General features: G+C 30.8%; 19 protein-coding genes. 9 read left to right on the top strand and 10 right to left on the bottom strand.

Going from position 1 to position 16,933, the window contains the following annotated elements; all coding sequences use genetic code 11:
* Positions 1-16: 16 nt before the first annotated feature.
* Entirely contained in the window at positions 17-799 is a 783-nt protein-coding gene (locus tag E0F76_RS05770; protein WP_132002642.1) for a DUF5672 family protein, read from the bottom strand.
* A gap of 185 nt (positions 800-984) precedes the next feature.
* Between E0F76_RS05770 and E0F76_RS05765 the strand changes: the two genes are divergently transcribed.
* The 7 genes from E0F76_RS05765 to E0F76_RS05735 all read left to right on the top strand — a co-directional run bounded on the left by E0F76_RS05765 (position 985) and on the right by E0F76_RS05735 (position 7,558).
* Positions 985-1,944 (top strand): glycosyltransferase, encoded by a 960-nt coding sequence (locus E0F76_RS05765; RefSeq protein WP_132002639.1) that lies wholly within the window; start codon positions 985-987, stop codon positions 1,942-1,944.
* A 361-nt stretch (positions 1,945-2,305) separates the two neighbouring features.
* Positions 2,306-2,875, top strand: a complete 570-nt coding sequence (locus E0F76_RS05760; protein WP_132002636.1) for an L-threonylcarbamoyladenylate synthase — start codon at positions 2,306-2,308, stop codon at positions 2,873-2,875.
* 86 nt (positions 2,876-2,961) lie between these two features.
* Positions 2,962-3,345: a GxxExxY protein gene (locus E0F76_RS05755; protein ID WP_132002633.1), complete on the top strand. Its 384-nt coding sequence runs from the start codon at positions 2,962-2,964 to the stop codon at positions 3,343-3,345.
* Between the two features lie 64 nt (positions 3,346-3,409).
* On the top strand, positions 3,410-4,825 hold the full coding sequence (locus E0F76_RS05750; protein ID WP_132002630.1) for a CCA tRNA nucleotidyltransferase: 1,416 nt from the start codon (positions 3,410-3,412) through the stop codon (positions 4,823-4,825).
* A 55-nt stretch (positions 4,826-4,880) separates the two neighbouring features.
* On the top strand, positions 4,881-5,171 hold the full coding sequence (locus tag E0F76_RS05745) for a hypothetical protein (protein ID WP_132002627.1): 291 nt from the start codon (positions 4,881-4,883) through the stop codon (positions 5,169-5,171).
* Positions 5,172-5,460: 289 nt separating this feature from the next.
* Positions 5,461-6,483 (top strand): COX15/CtaA family protein, encoded by a 1,023-nt coding sequence (locus tag E0F76_RS05740; RefSeq protein WP_132002624.1) that lies wholly within the window; start codon positions 5,461-5,463, stop codon positions 6,481-6,483.
* A 295-nt stretch (positions 6,484-6,778) separates the two neighbouring features.
* The gene (locus E0F76_RS05735) at positions 6,779-7,558 is read left to right on the top strand and encodes a CDP-alcohol phosphatidyltransferase family protein (RefSeq protein ID WP_132002621.1); all 780 of its coding nucleotides are present in this window, start codon (positions 6,779-6,781) and stop codon (positions 7,556-7,558) included.
* Between the two features lie 46 nt (positions 7,559-7,604).
* Here E0F76_RS05735 and E0F76_RS05730 read toward each other — a convergent pair whose 3' ends face one another.
* From E0F76_RS05730 to E0F76_RS05690, 9 genes are all read right to left on the bottom strand, one after another.
* A complete protein-coding gene (locus E0F76_RS05730; RefSeq protein WP_132002618.1) occupies positions 7,605-8,204 on the bottom strand; it encodes a thioredoxin family protein in 600 nt (199 codons plus the stop codon).
* Positions 8,205-8,217: 13 nt separating this feature from the next.
* Positions 8,218-8,694: a TlpA family protein disulfide reductase gene (locus tag E0F76_RS05725; RefSeq protein ID WP_132002616.1), complete on the bottom strand. Its 477-nt coding sequence runs from the start codon at positions 8,692-8,694 to the stop codon at positions 8,218-8,220.
* A gap of 410 nt (positions 8,695-9,104) precedes the next feature.
* On the bottom strand, positions 9,105-9,863 hold the full coding sequence (locus E0F76_RS05720) for a LytR/AlgR family response regulator transcription factor (protein ID WP_132002613.1): 759 nt from the start codon (positions 9,861-9,863) through the stop codon (positions 9,105-9,107).
* 117 nt (positions 9,864-9,980) lie between these two features.
* A complete protein-coding gene (locus E0F76_RS05715) occupies positions 9,981-10,334 on the bottom strand; it encodes a 2TM domain-containing protein (RefSeq protein ID WP_132002610.1) in 354 nt (117 codons plus the stop codon).
* 16 nt (positions 10,335-10,350) lie between these two features.
* Positions 10,351-10,659, bottom strand: coding sequence for a 2TM domain-containing protein (locus tag E0F76_RS05710; RefSeq protein WP_132002607.1), 309 nt, complete (start codon positions 10,657-10,659; stop codon positions 10,351-10,353).
* A gap of 18 nt (positions 10,660-10,677) precedes the next feature.
* Positions 10,678-12,015, bottom strand: coding sequence for a histidine kinase (locus E0F76_RS05705; RefSeq protein WP_132002604.1), 1,338 nt, complete (start codon positions 12,013-12,015; stop codon positions 10,678-10,680).
* A gap of 21 nt (positions 12,016-12,036) precedes the next feature.
* Positions 12,037-12,657, bottom strand: coding sequence for a hypothetical protein (locus E0F76_RS05700; protein WP_132002601.1), 621 nt, complete (start codon positions 12,655-12,657; stop codon positions 12,037-12,039).
* A 4-nt stretch (positions 12,658-12,661) separates the two neighbouring features.
* The gene (locus tag E0F76_RS05695; RefSeq protein ID WP_132002598.1) at positions 12,662-13,075 is read right to left on the bottom strand and encodes a DUF2141 domain-containing protein; all 414 of its coding nucleotides are present in this window, start codon (positions 13,073-13,075) and stop codon (positions 12,662-12,664) included.
* A gap of 115 nt (positions 13,076-13,190) precedes the next feature.
* The gene (locus E0F76_RS05690) at positions 13,191-15,329 is read right to left on the bottom strand and encodes a TonB-dependent receptor (protein WP_132002595.1); all 2,139 of its coding nucleotides are present in this window, start codon (positions 15,327-15,329) and stop codon (positions 13,191-13,193) included.
* Between the two features lie 136 nt (positions 15,330-15,465).
* Between E0F76_RS05690 and E0F76_RS05685 the strand changes: the two genes are divergently transcribed.
* Complete coding sequence (locus E0F76_RS05685; RefSeq protein WP_132002592.1) at positions 15,466-16,023, top strand: sugar O-acetyltransferase; 558 nt, start codon at positions 15,466-15,468, stop codon at positions 16,021-16,023.
* 369 nt (positions 16,024-16,392) lie between these two features.
* Positions 16,393-16,848 (top strand): DUF134 domain-containing protein, encoded by a 456-nt coding sequence (locus E0F76_RS05680; protein ID WP_132002589.1) that lies wholly within the window; start codon positions 16,393-16,395, stop codon positions 16,846-16,848.
* Positions 16,849-16,933: the final 85 nt, after the last annotated feature.

Raw genomic sequence — 16,933 nt, 5'->3', positions numbered from 1 at the left:
TTTTACAAAACTAATCTTAATACTGATTTAATATTGGTTTCCAAAACTTAATAACTTTCGGTTTATTAATTCCATGACATCCAAATGGAAGTTGATTGTTGTTTAAGGCTAAAGCAATTTTAGGTTTTCGATCTATTGCAAAATGTAATGCTTCTTTATAATTTGGAATTCTAAAATTTTCATTAAACTCAGGTGCTTTTATAGACCAAAAAACATCTTCAATAGCATAGATTTCTTTTTTTTCAGCACTTAAAAAATCAAGAATAAATGACTGATTCTGATTTACAATAGAATAATGTGACGCTGTTCTGCGTAACGAAAATCCACCATTTCCCACTTTATAAAAAATTTGTTCTCGGTCATTTTTATTTTTAGATCTGAATTTTCTAGCAATCATATTAAAAAACTTTGACCAAATAGTTTTTTTTAAACTTGCAATCCAAGGTGCTCCAATATAATCATACCCTTTTTGACACCATTCACTTAATTCGTCTTTAAAAACAAAAGCATCCAATTGGTATATTAAAATATATTCCGAATCCAAAAAACGTCCATAAAACAAAGGCGATAATAGTAATTCATTATAACCTTCTATATTTTGAAAATAATGCTTTGGAAAACTTTCAACATTAATAGCATTGAATTTTTCAGTAATATAAGAGTTATCTAGGCCTTCAGGTTGAACTAAAACAATTTCATAATTATTAAGAACTTTTATACATTGCAAAAAAGATTTCTCTTCAAGTTCACCATAATAAGATTTATATATGGGTATAAGTATTTTTACATTTTTTTTCATGTTTATATATTGAATTATTCAAGTATTAAATAATCATATTATAAATTTATTAAGTCAAACTATTATTTTAATTTGATACAAAGATAGAATTATTACATTTACTAACAATAAAATCATTTTCATATACTATCTAATCAAATTTTTCATTTATTGTTTTTTAAAAGAATATAAAATACCAGCCTAATATGAAAATTTCTGTAGCTTTGTGTACATACAATGGATCCAAATACCTCAAAAAACAAATTGATAGTATTTTAAATCAGCAAGGCAATATCCTTCATGAAATAGTTGTTTGTGATGACAAATCAACTGATGACACTTTAAAAATTCTTACCGAATATAAAATATTGCATCCAACTATTTTTGAAATTCACATAAATGAAAAAAATATTGGTAGTACCAAAAATTTTGAAAAAGCAATTTCAATTTGTTCAGGAGATTATATCTTTTTGTCTGATCAAGATGATATTTGGAAAAACAATAAAATTCAAAAGATTTTAGCTGTTTTTAATAAAAACCCAAATGCCGAAGGTGTATTTTCAAATGCCGATTTAATTGACAAAGATAATAATCCAATTAAAACTTTAACTATTTGGGATTCTGTATTCTTTTTAGAAAAAGAATTACCAAAACCTATTGACTTTTTTAATGTTACATCTAAAAATGGAAATGTTGTTACTGGTGCAACTTTATGCATAAAAAAATCCATAAAAAGTTTTATTTTCCCTTTTGCTGACGATGATATTCTGCATGACGAAAAAATTGCTGATATACTAGCCTTAAGAAAATCTCTTTATTATTCCATTGAAAACCTAATCTCTTATAGAATCCATGATAAACAACAAGTTGGAATGAAAAACATTAATAGATCAGTCAAAAAAAACAGATTAAAAAGAATAATTTTAGATTTAGAAGCCCCTTCAACTTTCAATGAACATAGATACCTTTCAAAAAAAATATATCTGAAATTAAAAAAATCAAAAAAACTACAGCATCATTTAGTTTTAAATAAAGACAGCCAAAACTTAATAACAAAATGTAATCAAGAATTCGATGAAATTAATATACAAATGGAGTCTAAATTTCTGTTGAGATACAAGATAGTCAAACTAATAGACAATCTATTACGAAAAAGAGAAATATAAAGTAAAATCAATTATAAATTTGTCTAAACTTTTGGGTGCAGTCTATCTAAGGGTTGACTATTTAGGGAAAAAGTACGGTGTACTGTTTCCTAATTATAATCTAAAAATGACAAAAAGGTATTCAAGCCTAATAAATTCTAATTTTCTATTTTCAAAAAAAACACCTACTCTTTTTAAATATAGACTTAATGCCATTAATGATTTTAAAAATAACAAAATGGAAAAATAGAATTCTGACTCATTGATTTGTACACAATTTTAAAAAAATCTGTATTCTTTTCAATATAGTAAACGAATGCTTATTCTAAAACAAACATTTAAATTTAACCCTATATATTTACACCATTAAACTTAAAAAAAAATGGAAAACATCAACCAAGAAATCCACAATGCATTTGAAACCATACAACAAGGAGGAATTATCCTTTATCCTACTGACACTGTTTGGGGAATTGGCTGTGATGCCACAAATCCTGAAGCAATTGCAAAAATCTATAAACTCAAACAAAAAGTCGAAAAACAAGGCATGATTGTATTGATGAATGGCGAAAAAATGATGTACAATGTTTTTAAGGAAATTCCCGAAGTAGCATGGCAAATTATGGATTTATCCGAAAAACCAACTACACTAATCCTAGATAATCCTCGAAATGTAGCTCCCAATCTAATTGCAGCCGATAATACCTTAGGCATAAGACTCATCAAAGAACCATTTTGTTTCAAATTATTAGAACGAATGAAAAAACCATTGGTTTCCACATCAGCAAATGTTTCAGGAAAACCAACACCTATCGCATTCAAAGATATTAGCCCAGAAATTTTAAAAGGTGTTGACTATGTTGTAAATTTGCAACGCGAAAAAATCGCAGGAAAACCGTCGACAATCATAAAATTAACAAACGATTCTCAGGTAAAAGTAATACGGAAATAGATTTTTAACACAAAATCTCAATTTTTTTTGCCGCAGATTCGCAGATTTAATAAATAGAAAATAAATTAATATGATTTTTAGAATTTATGGCTCAATATTTATTTGAAGAAGAAACATATCAAATAATAGGGATTTTATTTGAAGTACATAAAAATCTTGGAAAAGGATTTTCTGAAATTGTATATAAAGATGCTTTAGAATTTGAATTTACCGCTGCTAAAATTCCTTTTGAAAGAGAAAAAGAGTATGTTGTTAATTATAAAAACACCATTTTGAAACATAAATTCTATGCGGATTTTGTAGTTTTCAATAGTATAATTCTTGAAATAAAATCGTGCGAATCTTTTAACAATAGTCATATTGCTCAATGTTTAAATTATTTAAAAGTATCTGAAAGTAAATTAGCCCTGTTGGTAAATTTCAACAAAACCTCTTTAGAACACAAACGAATAGTAATGTCAAAAAATTAGCTGAAAATCATAATTTACAATATAAAAATCAGCGAATCTGCGGCAAAAAATAGTGCCAAATAGAATGAAATATAAAGAATTCTTAAATAATAAAATATTCGAAGTCATCTCTCAAGCTTCACAAGAACTAAACATTGATAGCTATGTTATTGGTGGTTTTGTGAGAGATTTAATCCTCAAACGTGATTTCAAAAAAGACATTGATATTGTTGCGGTAGGCAGCGGAATTGAACTAGCGTTAAAAGTTTCAACTTTATTACCAAATAAACCAAAAGTTCAGGTTTTTAAAACCTACGGAACAGCGATGTTGCGTTTTGAAGACACCGAAATCGAATTTGTAGGGGCTAGAAAAGAGTCTTATACCCATGACAGCCGCAATCCTTTAGTAGAAAACGGTACATTGGAAGACGACCAAAATCGTCGCGATTTTACCATAAATGCATTGGCTTTATCATTAAACGCAGTTAGTTTCGGAACACTTTCTGATCCTTTTGAAGGACTGAAAGACATGGAAAATAAAATCATCAAAACACCATTAGATCCAGACATTACTTTTTCTGACGATCCTTTGCGAATGCTTAGAGGCATCCGATTTGCTACGCAATTGGGTTTTGAAATCGAAGAAAAATCTTTATACTCTATCACTAAAAATGCCGAAAGAATAAAAATTATTTCTGGCGAAAGAATTGTTGATGAATTGAACAAAATACTTTCAACAGAAAAACCTTCAATTGGATTTCTATTGCTTTATAAAACAGGACTTTTAGACATCATTTTACCTGAATTAACCGCTTTAAACCAAGTTGAAGAAATTGAAGGTCATACCCATAAAAACAATTTTTATCACACACTCGAAGTGGTTGATAATATTTGTCCCAACACAGAGGATGTTTGGTTGCGTTGGTCTGCCTTACTACATGATATAGGAAAAGCACCCACAAAACGATTCAATAAAAGACAAGGTTGGACTTTTCACGGTCACGAATTCCTTGGAGGAAAAATGGCCAAGAAAATATTTGAACGATTGCACATGCCATTGAATCACAAAATGAAATTTGTTCAAAAAATGGTCATGATGAGTTCACGTCCAATTGTCTTGTCACAAGATTTAGTTACAGATTCAGCGGTTCGTCGTTTGGTTTTTGATGCTGGCGAAGATGTAGAAAGTTTAATGATATTATGCGAAGCTGATATCACAACAAAAAATCCGAATAAATTCAAGAAATACCATCATAATTTTGAAATTGTCCGCAAGAAAATAGTAGAAGTCGAAGAACGAGATCATGTTCGTATTTTTCAACCACCTATTTCAGGAGAAGAAATCATGACCATCTTTAATTTAAAACCATCACGCGAAATTGGAGTGCTAAAAGAAGCCGTAAAAGAAGCCATTCTTGAAGGTGAAATCCCAAATGAATACCAAGCGGCTTATGATTTTGTTTTGAAAAGAGGTAAGAAATTAGGACTAACGAAAGTTTAAGAATTGTTTATACTTCGTTATTCAAAAAATTCTTATTTTTATAAAAATTTAGATTATGAGTACAGACGACTTAAAATTAGAATTGATAGCAAAAATAATTAGCATTAATGATCGTGTTTTATTGTTAAAAATCAGCGCTTTATTAAATGATAAAAACTATACTGATCTAGATGAAAACCCAACTTTAATTAATGAATCAGCAATGAAATATGAAAGTGTTAGAATTTTTTCGACAGAAGAACAACGAAAAATAAATATTGCTTTACAACAAGTGGAAAACGGGGATTATATTTCTGATGAAGAAGCTCAAATTGAAATAGAAAAATGGTTCGAACAGCAAGAATAATAGTTTGGACAAGTTTTGCATTAGAATCAAGAACTTCTATTTTTTTTGTATTGGAATAAGAGAAATAAATCAAAAATTTATAGCAAAAAATTAAATCTACTGTTTCAAGAATCATTGCAGCAACTTAAAGTTTTTCTAGAAAGTTCCATAATAAAACTTAACAATCAAAATATTAGACTAAAAATCGCAAGTCATTTTGAAATTATTTACTCAATTTCAGACACACATATATTTGTCCTAGACATCTGGGACACACGCCAAAACCCTCAAGACTTTCCAATAAAATAAAATGAAAAATAAAAATAAATCAGTAATAATCTGGCTACTTTCAGGTTGTTTTTTAGTGTTTGTAATGGTAGTTGTAGGCGGAATTACTCGTTTGACCAATTCGGGACTTTCAATGACCGATTGGCATTTGGTTACTGACACATTTCCTCCGCTCACCGAAGCCAAATGGCAGGAAACATTTGAACGCTACAAACAATTTCCTGAATACCAAAAAATCAACATTCACAATGATTTTACACTTTCAGATTATAAATTTATTTATTTCTGGGAATGGTTTCATCGCTTTATCGGCCGAATTCTAGGCTTTGTTTTCATCATTCCTTTTGTATATTTTTTCATTAAGAAAAGAATTGACAAAGCGACATTAGGCAAATGTTACATTCTTTTAGGAATGGGAGCTCTTCAAGGTTTTTTAGGTTGGTTTATGGTACGAAGTGGATTAATTGATAATCCCGATGTAAGTCATTTTCGTTTATCGTTACACCTTACTTTTGCCTTTATCACCTTTGCTTATACGCTATGGGTCGCATTAGATTTAATATATCCTGAAAGAAAAAGTCCAATTATCCCTTTAAGAAAGATAGGTAGAATTGCTTTGTTATTTTTGCTTGTGCAAATCATTTATGGCGGATTTGTTGCCGGTTTAGACGCGGGTTTCATTCACAACCACTGGCCGTTAATGAGTGATGGTGAATTCTTTCACGAAAGCATTATTTTAGAAAAAAATACATGGTTAGAGCGATTAACAGAGGGAAAAAGTGGCGTTCAATTTGTGCACCGAACATTGGCTTATTTTGTTGTTGGATTGATGGTACTGCTATATTTTAAAAGTAAGAATTATACACTTAGCATTCAACAAAAAACTGGTGTAAATTCCCTTGTAATTATTGTTTTTATTCAGTTTTTATTAGGTGTTTTTACGCTTTTATTTCATGTTCCACTTTGGTTAGGAGTTACACACCAAGCAGTTGCCTTCTTTTTATTGGCCGCAATGACGTATAATTTACATCGATTTTCTAAATAAAATCATATTTGCATCCCACGGTTGAAACCGTTGGTTATATATTTAAAAAAAGAATTTGTTTAAAAAAAAGCATTACAATTTTTTCATTGCCATAATCTTTAACCATTAAGAAAATTAAGGTTTAAACGAATTCTTAATAAGCCTTAATTTACTAAATGGTTTAGAAAAAACAATGAAAACAACTTATCAAGGGAAACTATTTAATTATCTATTAATACAATACCAGTTTTTCTCCTTGAAAAATTAAAGAATAAAAAGACTATATTGTCACAACCTATTTGTTTACCATAGCTACATGTCAAAACTATCCGCTAAAGATACATTTCTCGACTTATCTGATTATGGGCGTCCCTTTGCAAAAGTATTCGCCAATCAGTTAAAAAATACGCGAGTTACTCCCATTCATGTCACTTTAGTATTTGGCATTACTGGCCTTATTGCTATTTATTTCATTTTACAACATCACTACTTTTTAGCTGGGATTTTTATCGTTTTGAAATCAATTATTGACGCTGTAGATGGGGAACTTTCTAGAGTAAAAAACACACCTTCCTATACGGGAAGATACCTTGATAGTGTATTTGACATTATTCTAAATTTTCTCTTTTTAATGAGTATCTGTTCTATTTCTAAAACCACCTTTTGGATAACACTACTTGCTTTTTTTTGTATTCAATTACAAGGTACTTTGTATAATTATTATTATGTAATAATGAGACATCATTCCGTTGGCGGAGATGCAACTAGTAAAATTTTTGAAGTAAAATCACCTAGAGCTTTAGCGGGTGAAAGTCAAAAAACAGTCGATTTAATGTTTATAATTTACACCATTGTATACGGTATTTTCGATAAAATTATTCATTTATTGGACCCAGAAGCATACAAGGTAAAAACTTTCCCTCACTGGTTTATGACCTTCGTTTCAATTTATGGTTTGGGCTTTCAATTACTGATAATTGCGGCAATGTTATCCTTGAATTTGATCGATTTTGTTATTCCCTTTTTTATATATTATTCTGTATTTATCTTTATTTTAATTAGTATCAGACGTATTTGTATAACGCAAAAAGAGTAAAAACGAAATGTCTTTACTCTTTTTTAAATACTTTAAATGCCTTATTTTATCTTTTCATTTTAATCGAACAGCCAATTGCTTTGGTAGTTTCAGGCGAAGGAGATTTTCCGCTTTCTAAGGCTGCAATAGCATTTTCAAGATATTTTTCTTTCACTGCATTTGCATCATCTACATTGTCATCAATGGCTCCAATGTATTTTACAATTTTATTTTTATCTAACAAGAAAACGTGTGGGGTTTTTGTAGCTCCATATTGAGGATATATTTTTTGACCGTCATCGAACAAATACGGAAACACAAATCCTTTTTCTTTGGCTCTAACTTTCATTAGGTCGAAACTATCTTCCGGTTGTTCAGTTGGATCATTTGGATTTATAGCTAACAAAATATAGCCTTTGGTTTTGTATTTTTTAGCCAAATCATTAATTCTATTTTCATATTTCTTAGCAAATGGGCAATGATTACAAGTAAAAACTACAATAAAACCTTTAGCGTCTTTATAATCAGCCATGCTATACATTTTGCCATCAACTGATTTTAATTTAAAATCGGTGGCTTTATCACCAGGAGCATATCCCTTTGCAGGGGTTACTGCGCTAACCAAAAACGTGGTAACGAAAAACAAAAGAGAATATAGAATTTTCATAATTGTCTAAAGTTTAATTAATAATTTTGTTCACATATTCGTTTAGTTCATCGTAAGTAGAAAAAGTCCGCTCTGCAAAAACCCGCTTACCATTTTTGATAATTAAAGTCGCCGGAATTGATCCTGACCATTTTTTATCTACTAAAGGAAGCCAAGTATTATACGATTTATCGGTAAGTAAAACCACTTCTGATTCAATCGCTTTTCGCTCTAAAAAAGGCAGCAATTTGGACTCAAATTGATTCTTAAAATCCAAGCTTACAAGTACTACTTTTACGCTTTTATTTTCTGCGTTTAATTTCTCAAAATAGGGTAATTCTTTCACACAAGGAGCGCACCAAGTTGCCCAAAAATTAACTACATAAGTGGTGTTTTTATCATTCAAAACAGCTGTTTCTAATTTAGAATAGCTATCATAAACGACTACTTTTTGAGCATGTATTTGATTAGAAAATAGTAATAAAAGGAAGGTGCAATACAAATATTTCATAGAATAAAATTAAAAAATCATTTTGACGAAGTTACATTCTTTATATAGTTTAATAAAATTGATTAACAAAAAATTATCAGTTGTAGAAGGAAACATAAATTAAAAAACTACCTTATTTTAAAATCGTCAAAAAGCATCAAAACAAATACACTATATGAAAAACTTTTCTAAAAACGAAGAAAATTTAAACCGAATAAATGTTTTTTAATATTAAAACAGCAACTCCCTTCTGGAACAATCCAATCGAAATGGAATGGCAAAATTTATTTCTAAAAGCTCACAAAATAGACAGGCTTTTTGACCATTAAAAACAAAAAAATAACGATAGAAATAATCTATAGTTATTTTACATTTTATTTATAACCAGTTATTTATAAAATATTACTTATACACTTACTTTATAAAAATATTTAACCGATCCAACCTTTAAATACCGAGACCTTTTCTCTACTAACTATCACTTCATCTTCTTTATAAGAAGGTAAAATGACTTTTAATCTTGAATTAGAAAAAACCACAATCTCCTTTATCGCTAGTAAAGGTATGATGAATTTTCGACTTATTCGGAAGAAATCTTTAGGGTCTAATTCCTGCTCTAAAAGTTCTAAAGTAGATTCAACTAAGTAATTTCTATTGTCAAAAGTATGTATATATGTCCCTTTATTTTCACTGAAAAAACATTCGATTTCTTCATTTAATATCACTTTTAGGTGCTGCCCTATTTTTACAGTAAATCTTTTTTTATAGTTTTTTTCAAATGGATTTGACAGCATTTTTCGTATTTGATCAAAGTCCAATTGCAGGTTCAATTCAGGTTTTGGCAAACGGATTTTAAATTTAGAAACAGCCAATTCTAAATCCTCTTCATCGATGGGTTTTAGAAGATAATCTATCGAGTTTAATTTGAATGCTTTTAATGCATATTCATCATAAGCAGTAGTGAAAATAACGGCACTTTTTATCTCGATTTTTTCGAAGATTTCAAACGATAAACCATCCGATAATTGAATGTCTAAAAAGATCAAATCTGGATGTGTATTTTTCGTAAACCATTCGATCGATTCTTCAACCGAATGAAGCATCACTCCTACTTTGATATTGAGTTTTTCGAGTTTGCGTTGCAGCAATCTTGCCGCTGGTTTTTCGTCTTCGATTATAATTGTTGTCATTTTTAAAATTTTGAGGTTGGAAGCTAAAGGTTATGAGTTATACTTTATGGGTTAAAAGTTATAACTTACAGATTACTGAACGCTGAAATCTGATCACTGAATACTGATCACGACTATTCACTCCCATTTCCTTTCTTGTTCTTTATCTTTTTCCAAAAACTCTTGAATTTTTCTTTCTTCCCAATTTTTTCCAAAAAACAAATTTTTACCAAAAACTGAGGACGCATGTGCAATTATACCAATTCCCCAAAATAAAGCGGTACTAAAAGTATCCCAATTCCAAAAATCCTCATCTCCGTGTTTATAAAATTTCCTAGCTAATATAAACCCATTTACAAGAATATAAACCAAGAAGTGAATATAGAATCCTTTTATCTTTTTCACCCTCTTATAAGCCATGTTATACCGTTCGTCCGGATTATTAATTTCATATTGATCATCATCAAACCCTCTTTTATAATATCTTCCCATTATTTCTGTCTTTAAATTATTCCCAATTATTTTTATTCGACTTCTCTTCCTCCATAAACTCTTTCATTTTCTTCTCTTCCCAGTCTTTACCAAGAAAAGGCAAATAATTAAAGACTTTCATTCCATGAATTGCTACTCCAATTCCCCAACCAAATAAAGGCCAGAAAAACCATAAATGTTCTGGAGAAGTAAGTAGGTTTATAACTAAAAGAGTTCCATTTACAGTAAGATAAGAGGCTAAATGGCCATAAAACCCTTTTATTTCATCGACTTTTTTTTGTGCTTTTGCGTATCGAATTTCTTTGACGTTATATTGCTTTTCCATTTTTCCTGTATTAAAAGTTTACTTCCAATGCTGTTTGTCGTTCTCTTTTTTTAATATTTCTTGAATTTTGCGTTCTTCCCAAGTCGAACCGTATCCAAAAACTTTAAAAGCGTGCATTATTAAACCAAATCCCCAACCGGCTGCAGAAAACCAAAACCAATGAAATTGTGGAGAAAATCGTAAGTTGATAAAAATCAAAAAAGGAATGACAAAACAATACGAGATTAAGCTACCATAAAATCCTTTGAGTTGATTCACCCGCTTCTTAGCTCTAAAATAAGCGTTGTTTTCGTTATAATTTATTGTTGTTTCCATAACTGTAATTTTTTTAGTCAAAATTGGAATTTTGACTGAGAATGTTTGGTCGTTTTGTTCAATCAAGACTTTTCTTTTCGTGATAATCCCGTAACGATCGATGATGTTTTGTAAACCGACTCCTTTTCGATCTTGTAAGATTTCTTTTTTTTGAAAATCATTCTGAATAACCAAATAATTCCCTTCAATATATATTCGAATGTGCAAAGGACGTTGCTCGCTTACTACATTATGTTTAACTGTATTTTCTAATAGCAATTGCAATGATAATGGAACCACTTTGGCTTCTGGTATAGCTTTTTTTGATGGTAATTCATAAAACAAACTATTTTCAAAACGCATTTTCAAGAGGTTCATATAGGTTTTGGCGAAAGCCAATTCTTCTTCAACAGAAACTAATTCCTTGTCTTTTTGTTCTAAAACATACCGATAAATTTTAGACAAGGACGTGGTGAATTTTTGGGCGTTTTCTGGGTTTTCTTCAATCAAGGAACTCAACACATTCAAACTATTGAACAAAAAATGAGGGTCAATTTGGTTTTTTAAACTCTCGAATTTAGCATTTGCAGTTCCTGCAATAATCTTTTGTTCTTGTACTTTATTTTCTTGGTACGATTTATAAAAATGAATAGTATAAAAAGACAAACTAACAAAAAAGGTGATAATCATTGAAACCACATAATAACTTGGCGTTTCATGTGCTAAATAATCCCCAAATGTTTTGTCGTTCATTATTACTTCTTGAAAAATGCGCAATATAAAAACAACCAACATCGATATAAAAAAGGAACCTAAAAACCCAAAAATCAATCGTTTTATTGTAAACCTATCTTTTCCAAAATAGTTGTCCAAAGAACAAAAAACCCATGAGTTGGCATACGAAAGCGAAAATGTATATAATAATGTATATCCAAAAGAAACCGTAAATTCATTATTAAACTCGATTTTATTACCAAAAAGAAAATTCACGAATAGTAGCACTACAAATAATACAATACCAAGGATGAGATTTCGCGGAAATTCTTTTATAAATCGGTTCATTTTTTTATTGTATTTCTAAATTTATTTACAATTTTTCAATAATTCTTGCGCTCGATCTAATCCCCATTTTGGCGAAAAAGGAGTTTCCAGTTTTTCATTTTCAAAAAGGGGAATCGCTCTCTTTATTTCATTACACATTAATTTTGTATCCTTTCCCCAAAAAGCTGCTGCTCCAATTTCAAACTCCGCTTTTGATGCAATTACTCTTGGGTTTTCTGGTGCAATTGCCAGGGCTTTTTGATATAATTCCATTGTTTTAGGCGAATATTTTTGTCCGTTTGTCATTGGATCAAAAACAATCCAAACGGTGTTTATCAAGGCTTGAACCACCATTAATTCAGGATTATTTGGATTTTTAAGAGTCTCAACATCCAATGCTGTTTGGGCTTTATCAATCATTGCCATCATTTTATCTTTGTCTTTTACACCAAAAGCAGCCGTTGAATTCATCAATGCAATATAATAATTGGGAAGCCAATTGTCTTTTTCTACTAAAGCTATTCTTTCAAATAAAGCAGTCGATTCTGATACTTTTCCTTCATTCCAAAGCCCTAATGCTTTGGTCATTCCTTGTTCATATTGTGTTTGAGCCGAAACTAAACTACAAATAAACAGCGCTAATATTGTTACAAGTTTAATCATTTTTTTAATTATTTAAAGTTATTGAAATTGTTTTATCCTTTGATAGCATGAATTTTGCATCGCTATATTTTGGTGGCCCCATAAACGCTTTTGCATTATTAGAGCAGGCTACATCTTCTTTTGGGATACCAAATGTTCCTCGTTCTAGAATTCCGCTATTGTTCTCATCATGAAAAACAGAAACAGCATATTCGCCAACAGCTAAATTATTGAATACTGCTGCGGCTTTCAATCCTTTAAGTGCTGAGATTTCCCCTTGATAAGCTTCTTTTAGAAACTTTCCTTCGGCATTGTACAATCCCACATGCGCTTTTCCATCGTTATTTTTAAAACCCGATAGTTCAACAGTTAGATTCACTTTTTGAGCACTTACAATGCCGCTTATTAAAATGGTAAAAACTAAAATTATTTTTTTCATGATATCTATTTTTAAATTGTTGTTTTTTATTATGATGTAAATTTATATTGGTATTGCATGATTAAAAATTTAAACTTACTCAATTGTAGATTTTTGAGGATGAATTGTAAAGCAACTACATATTCTCTAACTGATTTGTTTTTTTATCCTTGCTTAAGGTCCAAAAGAAACCTACAAAAAAGAATCGATCGGCAGTAGGAACAATTGCCTGGCTTTGGAATATTCCGTTACTGTCTTTGGTGTTCGAATAATTATACCCATACACATTTTTGATTCCTGCAATATTGGTCACCGAGAAAAAAAGTATTTTTTGTGGGGATATCAAATAAGCCCAATTCACACTCAAGTTGTTATATGTTTGTGTTTTTCCATTCATAAATGCAGTTTCATTTGGATTATTAAAAGGTCTTCCGGAACTAAAAGTGTAGGTTCCTCCTATTTGTGAGCGCCATTTTGGAATCCAATATTTTGAAACTATTGACAAGGTGTGATCGGCTACAAAACTTGGTGTAGCTGTTTTGGGGAAATTGGCATAATCGCGTTGGGTGTTGATATAGGAATAGGAAACCCAATATTCTAAATTCCTAATGTTCTTATTGTCGCGCCAAAAAAGCTCTACGCCTTTCGCATATCCCGATCCATTATTAGTATAATTGCTGTTGTAAAGTGGCGTTTGCGTATCATATTTTACTAAATTATCATAGCTTTTATAATACGCCTCTGCCTTAAAAATTTGTTTGTCGTTATTGTACTCATAACTCAAAATATAATGTTGGGCTTTCTCGAATTGAAGATTTTTTGCATATTTAAGATAATCTTGTTTAGGTGCTTGTCCGAATGTTCCATAGGCCAATGAAAACTGTTGGTTTTTAGCTATTTTATAGGCTAATGCTAGCCTTGGAGCAATGGAATTCTCTTTTAATAAATAGTTTTTAGAAAAGCGGAAACCTGCTTTGGCAATTAAATTTTTCGAAAATAAAAAATCGGTTTCAGAGAAAGCGGCTAGGATATTAGAATTGAATCCGCTGTTATAATTATTTACCGTTTCAGAAAAATTAGAATACAAATAATCGACACCAAAATTAGTTTTTACTTTTACGGAAATAGGTTTAGACAACTTCAACTTTATATTACTCGCATTTTCCGTACTACTAAAATTATAGATATCGAATAATCCTGTATTCAAACTATTGCCATAACTCAACCCTGCAAACAAGTTCCAATTATTGCCAAAACCACCTTTGTACGAAACATTCGAATACAAATTATTGTTTTTGTTTGCTAAATGCAATTGGTCTGGATAGTTGATATTATCTTGTTTTACATCTAAATTGGAAGCGGTATAGGAGGTATAAAATTTCAACATTCCCCGATCAAAACGATGTCTAAAAACACTTTCACCACCAATGGATTGATACGGCTTAATCCATTTTATATTATCCGGCAATAAGGATTGATAGGGTTTCAAATTAATATAACTCGTGTTTAAGCTCAATGAATTAGCCTTCCATTTTTTGGTATTTCCAATACTTGCACCAACTGACATTAGGCCAATATCTGTTTTTTCTAAATCGGGTTCATCAATGGTATTCATAATCAAAACACTCGATAGTGCTTCGCCATATTCGGCAGAATAACCACCTGTTGAAAAAGTAGTTCCTTTGAAAAGTAGTGGCGAAAAGGTACTTCTTGTAGGTACATTATTTGTTGTTTGAAGATACGGTTGAGCTACTCGAACACCATCAATAAAGGTTTGTGTTTCATTTGCTTCGCCACCGCGCACAAATAGTTTTCCGCTTTCGCCAACAATTTGTGTTCCTGGCAAAGTTTTAAATGCCGAAACGATATCGCCCGGATTCCCTGCAGTGGTCAAAATATCTAAGGGTTTCAAAACGGAAACTCTCGATTTCCCACCTGATTCTATTGTTCCAGCAGTTATTAAAACTTCGTTTAATTCGGTGGCATTCGATTTTAAAACAATGGATTGTTTTTGGTATTTCTCTATTATTATGGCGATTTTTATTGATTCATAAGTCAATGCACTCACCGTCAAAGTTTGATTCGCAGTTGTTGTGGTTTCAAAATAAAATTCTCCCATTTCATTAGAGTTCGATCCATCATAAGTTCCATCAATAAAAACGTTAGCATTGGCAATGGGTTTGTTTTTTGCATCCACAATTTTCCCAGAAATAGTGGTTTGGGCAAATGTAAAAATTGAAATTAGTAACATCAGGAAGCTGACTATGGTTTTCATAATTGGTGTTTTGATACTTCAAATATATTCCCAACAATAGAATTATAAAATTCAAAAGAACTGAACTGTAGAATTAATAGGATGAATTGTAAAACAGGTGGTTTTAATCTATATTTACGGGAAACAATTTCCTTTTATGAAAACAGAGAAAGAAAAAATGATTACAGGCGAGTATTATTTAGCTGGAGATCCAGTTTTGGTAAAAGACAGAAGGCGTTCTAAAAATTTATTGCATCGTTTGAATGTAACCGAATACCGAATTACTAAAAAAGCACGAGAAATAATTGCCGAATTAATCCCAAATGCTGGAAACAATTTATATATCGAGCCGCCATTTTTTTGTGATTACGGGTATAATATAAGCTGTGGTGAAAATGTATATTTCAATGTAAACTGTGTTGTTTTAGATTGTGCTCCTGTTACTATAGGTTCTAACGTATTTTTTGCGCCAAATGTTCAATTATACACCGCCACACATCCTCTTGAAGCTGAACTCAGAAAAACGCTTGAAAGCGCATTGCCCATAACCATTGGAAACGATTGTTGGATTGGCGGAAATACAATTATTCTTCCTGGAATAACCGTAGGCAATGGCGTTGTAATTGGAGCAGGTTCAGTGGTGACCAAAGACATTCCTGATAATACTCTGGCGGTGGGCAATCCTGCAAAAGTGATTAGGAAGTTGAATGAATAAATCAGGACACCCTAAAATTATAATTCATAATCATTAATGTCCGATAAAATCAAACTATAGTCCCTAAGGGACAAAAATTTGATTCTTAACTTCATTTCTACCAACATTTAACCTCAACTAAGTATGCTCCATTAGGAACAAAATATTGGTAGAATTAAAATCAAGCTAACCTAGTTTAAATGTTCCGTAGGAACTATATATGTTAGGACAATTAGTTGTTTTTTAAAAATTAAACGGACTACAATGATTCATACTATATAATTCATTAATTCTCTCCTTCGTAAGTTAAATTGACACAAATAGTAAACTAAGTTTTCATAACGAACTATGGTTCATTATATTTGCAGCGAATTTTAGATTATTTTTACTATGTCTCCTAGAATAAAAGTATTAAGAAAAGTTTCAAATCCTCCTGTAATTAAAGGATTTAAACCTTATGGACAAGAATCAGGAAAAAAAAATTCCGAAATAGTCAACTTATTATATGAGGAATATGAAGCCATACGACTAAGCGACTATGATATGCTGAATCATCATCAAGCTTCGGTTATGATGGGAGTTTCCAGACCTACCTTTACAAGGATATATGCTTCTGCACTTCATAAAACAGCAAAAGCTTTTGTTGAAGGCAAGCAAATTTCGATAGAGGGTGGAAAAGTATATTTTGACAGCGAGTGGTATCATTGTGAAAAGTGCGTATGTTATTTTAATAATCCTGAGAAAGAAAAACCAGTCGAAAATTGTCCGCTTTGCAATAGTGAACGTGTTGATAAGTTCGATTATGAAAATACTGTTGAAAGTAATACGGATACAAAGCACAAATAATATCCGTTTTCAAATCAAGAATTGGAACAAAAAATATGAATAACCAAATAGGCTCTTGATAAAGAAAGACTTATGTATAGAAAAA

This window comes from Flavobacterium cellulosilyticum, assembly GCF_004349355.1.
GTDB classification, from domain to species: Bacteria; Bacteroidota; Bacteroidia; order Flavobacteriales; family Flavobacteriaceae; genus Flavobacterium; species Flavobacterium cellulosilyticum.
Note: the sequence above shows the minus strand (reverse complement) of the source record. Positions and strands in the feature narration are given on the sequence as shown.

Bases quoted from the DNA above. Each gene is read 5' to 3' on its own strand.
- E0F76_RS05770 (WP_132002642.1), bottom strand. From the start codon at position 799: ATGAAAAAAAATGTAAAAATACTTATACCCATATATAAATCTTATTAT.
- E0F76_RS05765 (WP_132002639.1), top strand. From the start codon at position 985: ATGAAAATTTCTGTAGCTTTGTGTACATACAATGGATCCAAATACCTC.
- E0F76_RS05760 (WP_132002636.1), top strand. From the start codon at position 2,306: ATGGAAAACATCAACCAAGAAATCCACAATGCATTTGAAACCATACAA.
- E0F76_RS05755 (WP_132002633.1), top strand. From the start codon at position 2,962: ATGGCTCAATATTTATTTGAAGAAGAAACATATCAAATAATAGGGATT.
- E0F76_RS05750 (WP_132002630.1), top strand. From the start codon at position 3,410: ATGAAATATAAAGAATTCTTAAATAATAAAATATTCGAAGTCATCTCT.
- E0F76_RS05745 (WP_132002627.1), top strand. From the start codon at position 4,881: ATGAGTACAGACGACTTAAAATTAGAATTGATAGCAAAAATAATTAGC.
- E0F76_RS05740 (WP_132002624.1), top strand. From the start codon at position 5,461: ATGAAAAATAAAAATAAATCAGTAATAATCTGGCTACTTTCAGGTTGT.
- E0F76_RS05735 (WP_132002621.1), top strand. From the start codon at position 6,779: ATGTCAAAACTATCCGCTAAAGATACATTTCTCGACTTATCTGATTAT.
- E0F76_RS05730 (WP_132002618.1), bottom strand. From the start codon at position 8,204: ATGAAAATTCTATATTCTCTTTTGTTTTTCGTTACCACGTTTTTGGTT.
- E0F76_RS05725 (WP_132002616.1), bottom strand. From the start codon at position 8,694: ATGAAATATTTGTATTGCACCTTCCTTTTATTACTATTTTCTAATCAA.
- E0F76_RS05720 (WP_132002613.1), bottom strand. From the start codon at position 9,863: ATGACAACAATTATAATCGAAGACGAAAAACCAGCGGCAAGATTGCTG.
- E0F76_RS05715 (WP_132002610.1), bottom strand. From the start codon at position 10,334: ATGGGAAGATATTATAAAAGAGGGTTTGATGATGATCAATATGAAATT.
- E0F76_RS05710 (WP_132002607.1), bottom strand. From the start codon at position 10,659: ATGGAAAAGCAATATAACGTCAAAGAAATTCGATACGCAAAAGCACAA.
- E0F76_RS05705 (WP_132002604.1), bottom strand. From the start codon at position 12,015: ATGAACCGATTTATAAAAGAATTTCCGCGAAATCTCATCCTTGGTATT.
- E0F76_RS05700 (WP_132002601.1), bottom strand. From the start codon at position 12,657: ATGATTAAACTTGTAACAATATTAGCGCTGTTTATTTGTAGTTTAGTT.
- E0F76_RS05695 (WP_132002598.1), bottom strand. From the start codon at position 13,075: ATGAAAAAAATAATTTTAGTTTTTACCATTTTAATAAGCGGCATTGTA.
- E0F76_RS05690 (WP_132002595.1), bottom strand. From the start codon at position 15,329: ATGAAAACCATAGTCAGCTTCCTGATGTTACTAATTTCAATTTTTACA.
- E0F76_RS05685 (WP_132002592.1), top strand. From the start codon at position 15,466: ATGAAAACAGAGAAAGAAAAAATGATTACAGGCGAGTATTATTTAGCT.
- E0F76_RS05680 (WP_132002589.1), top strand. From the start codon at position 16,393: ATGTCTCCTAGAATAAAAGTATTAAGAAAAGTTTCAAATCCTCCTGTA.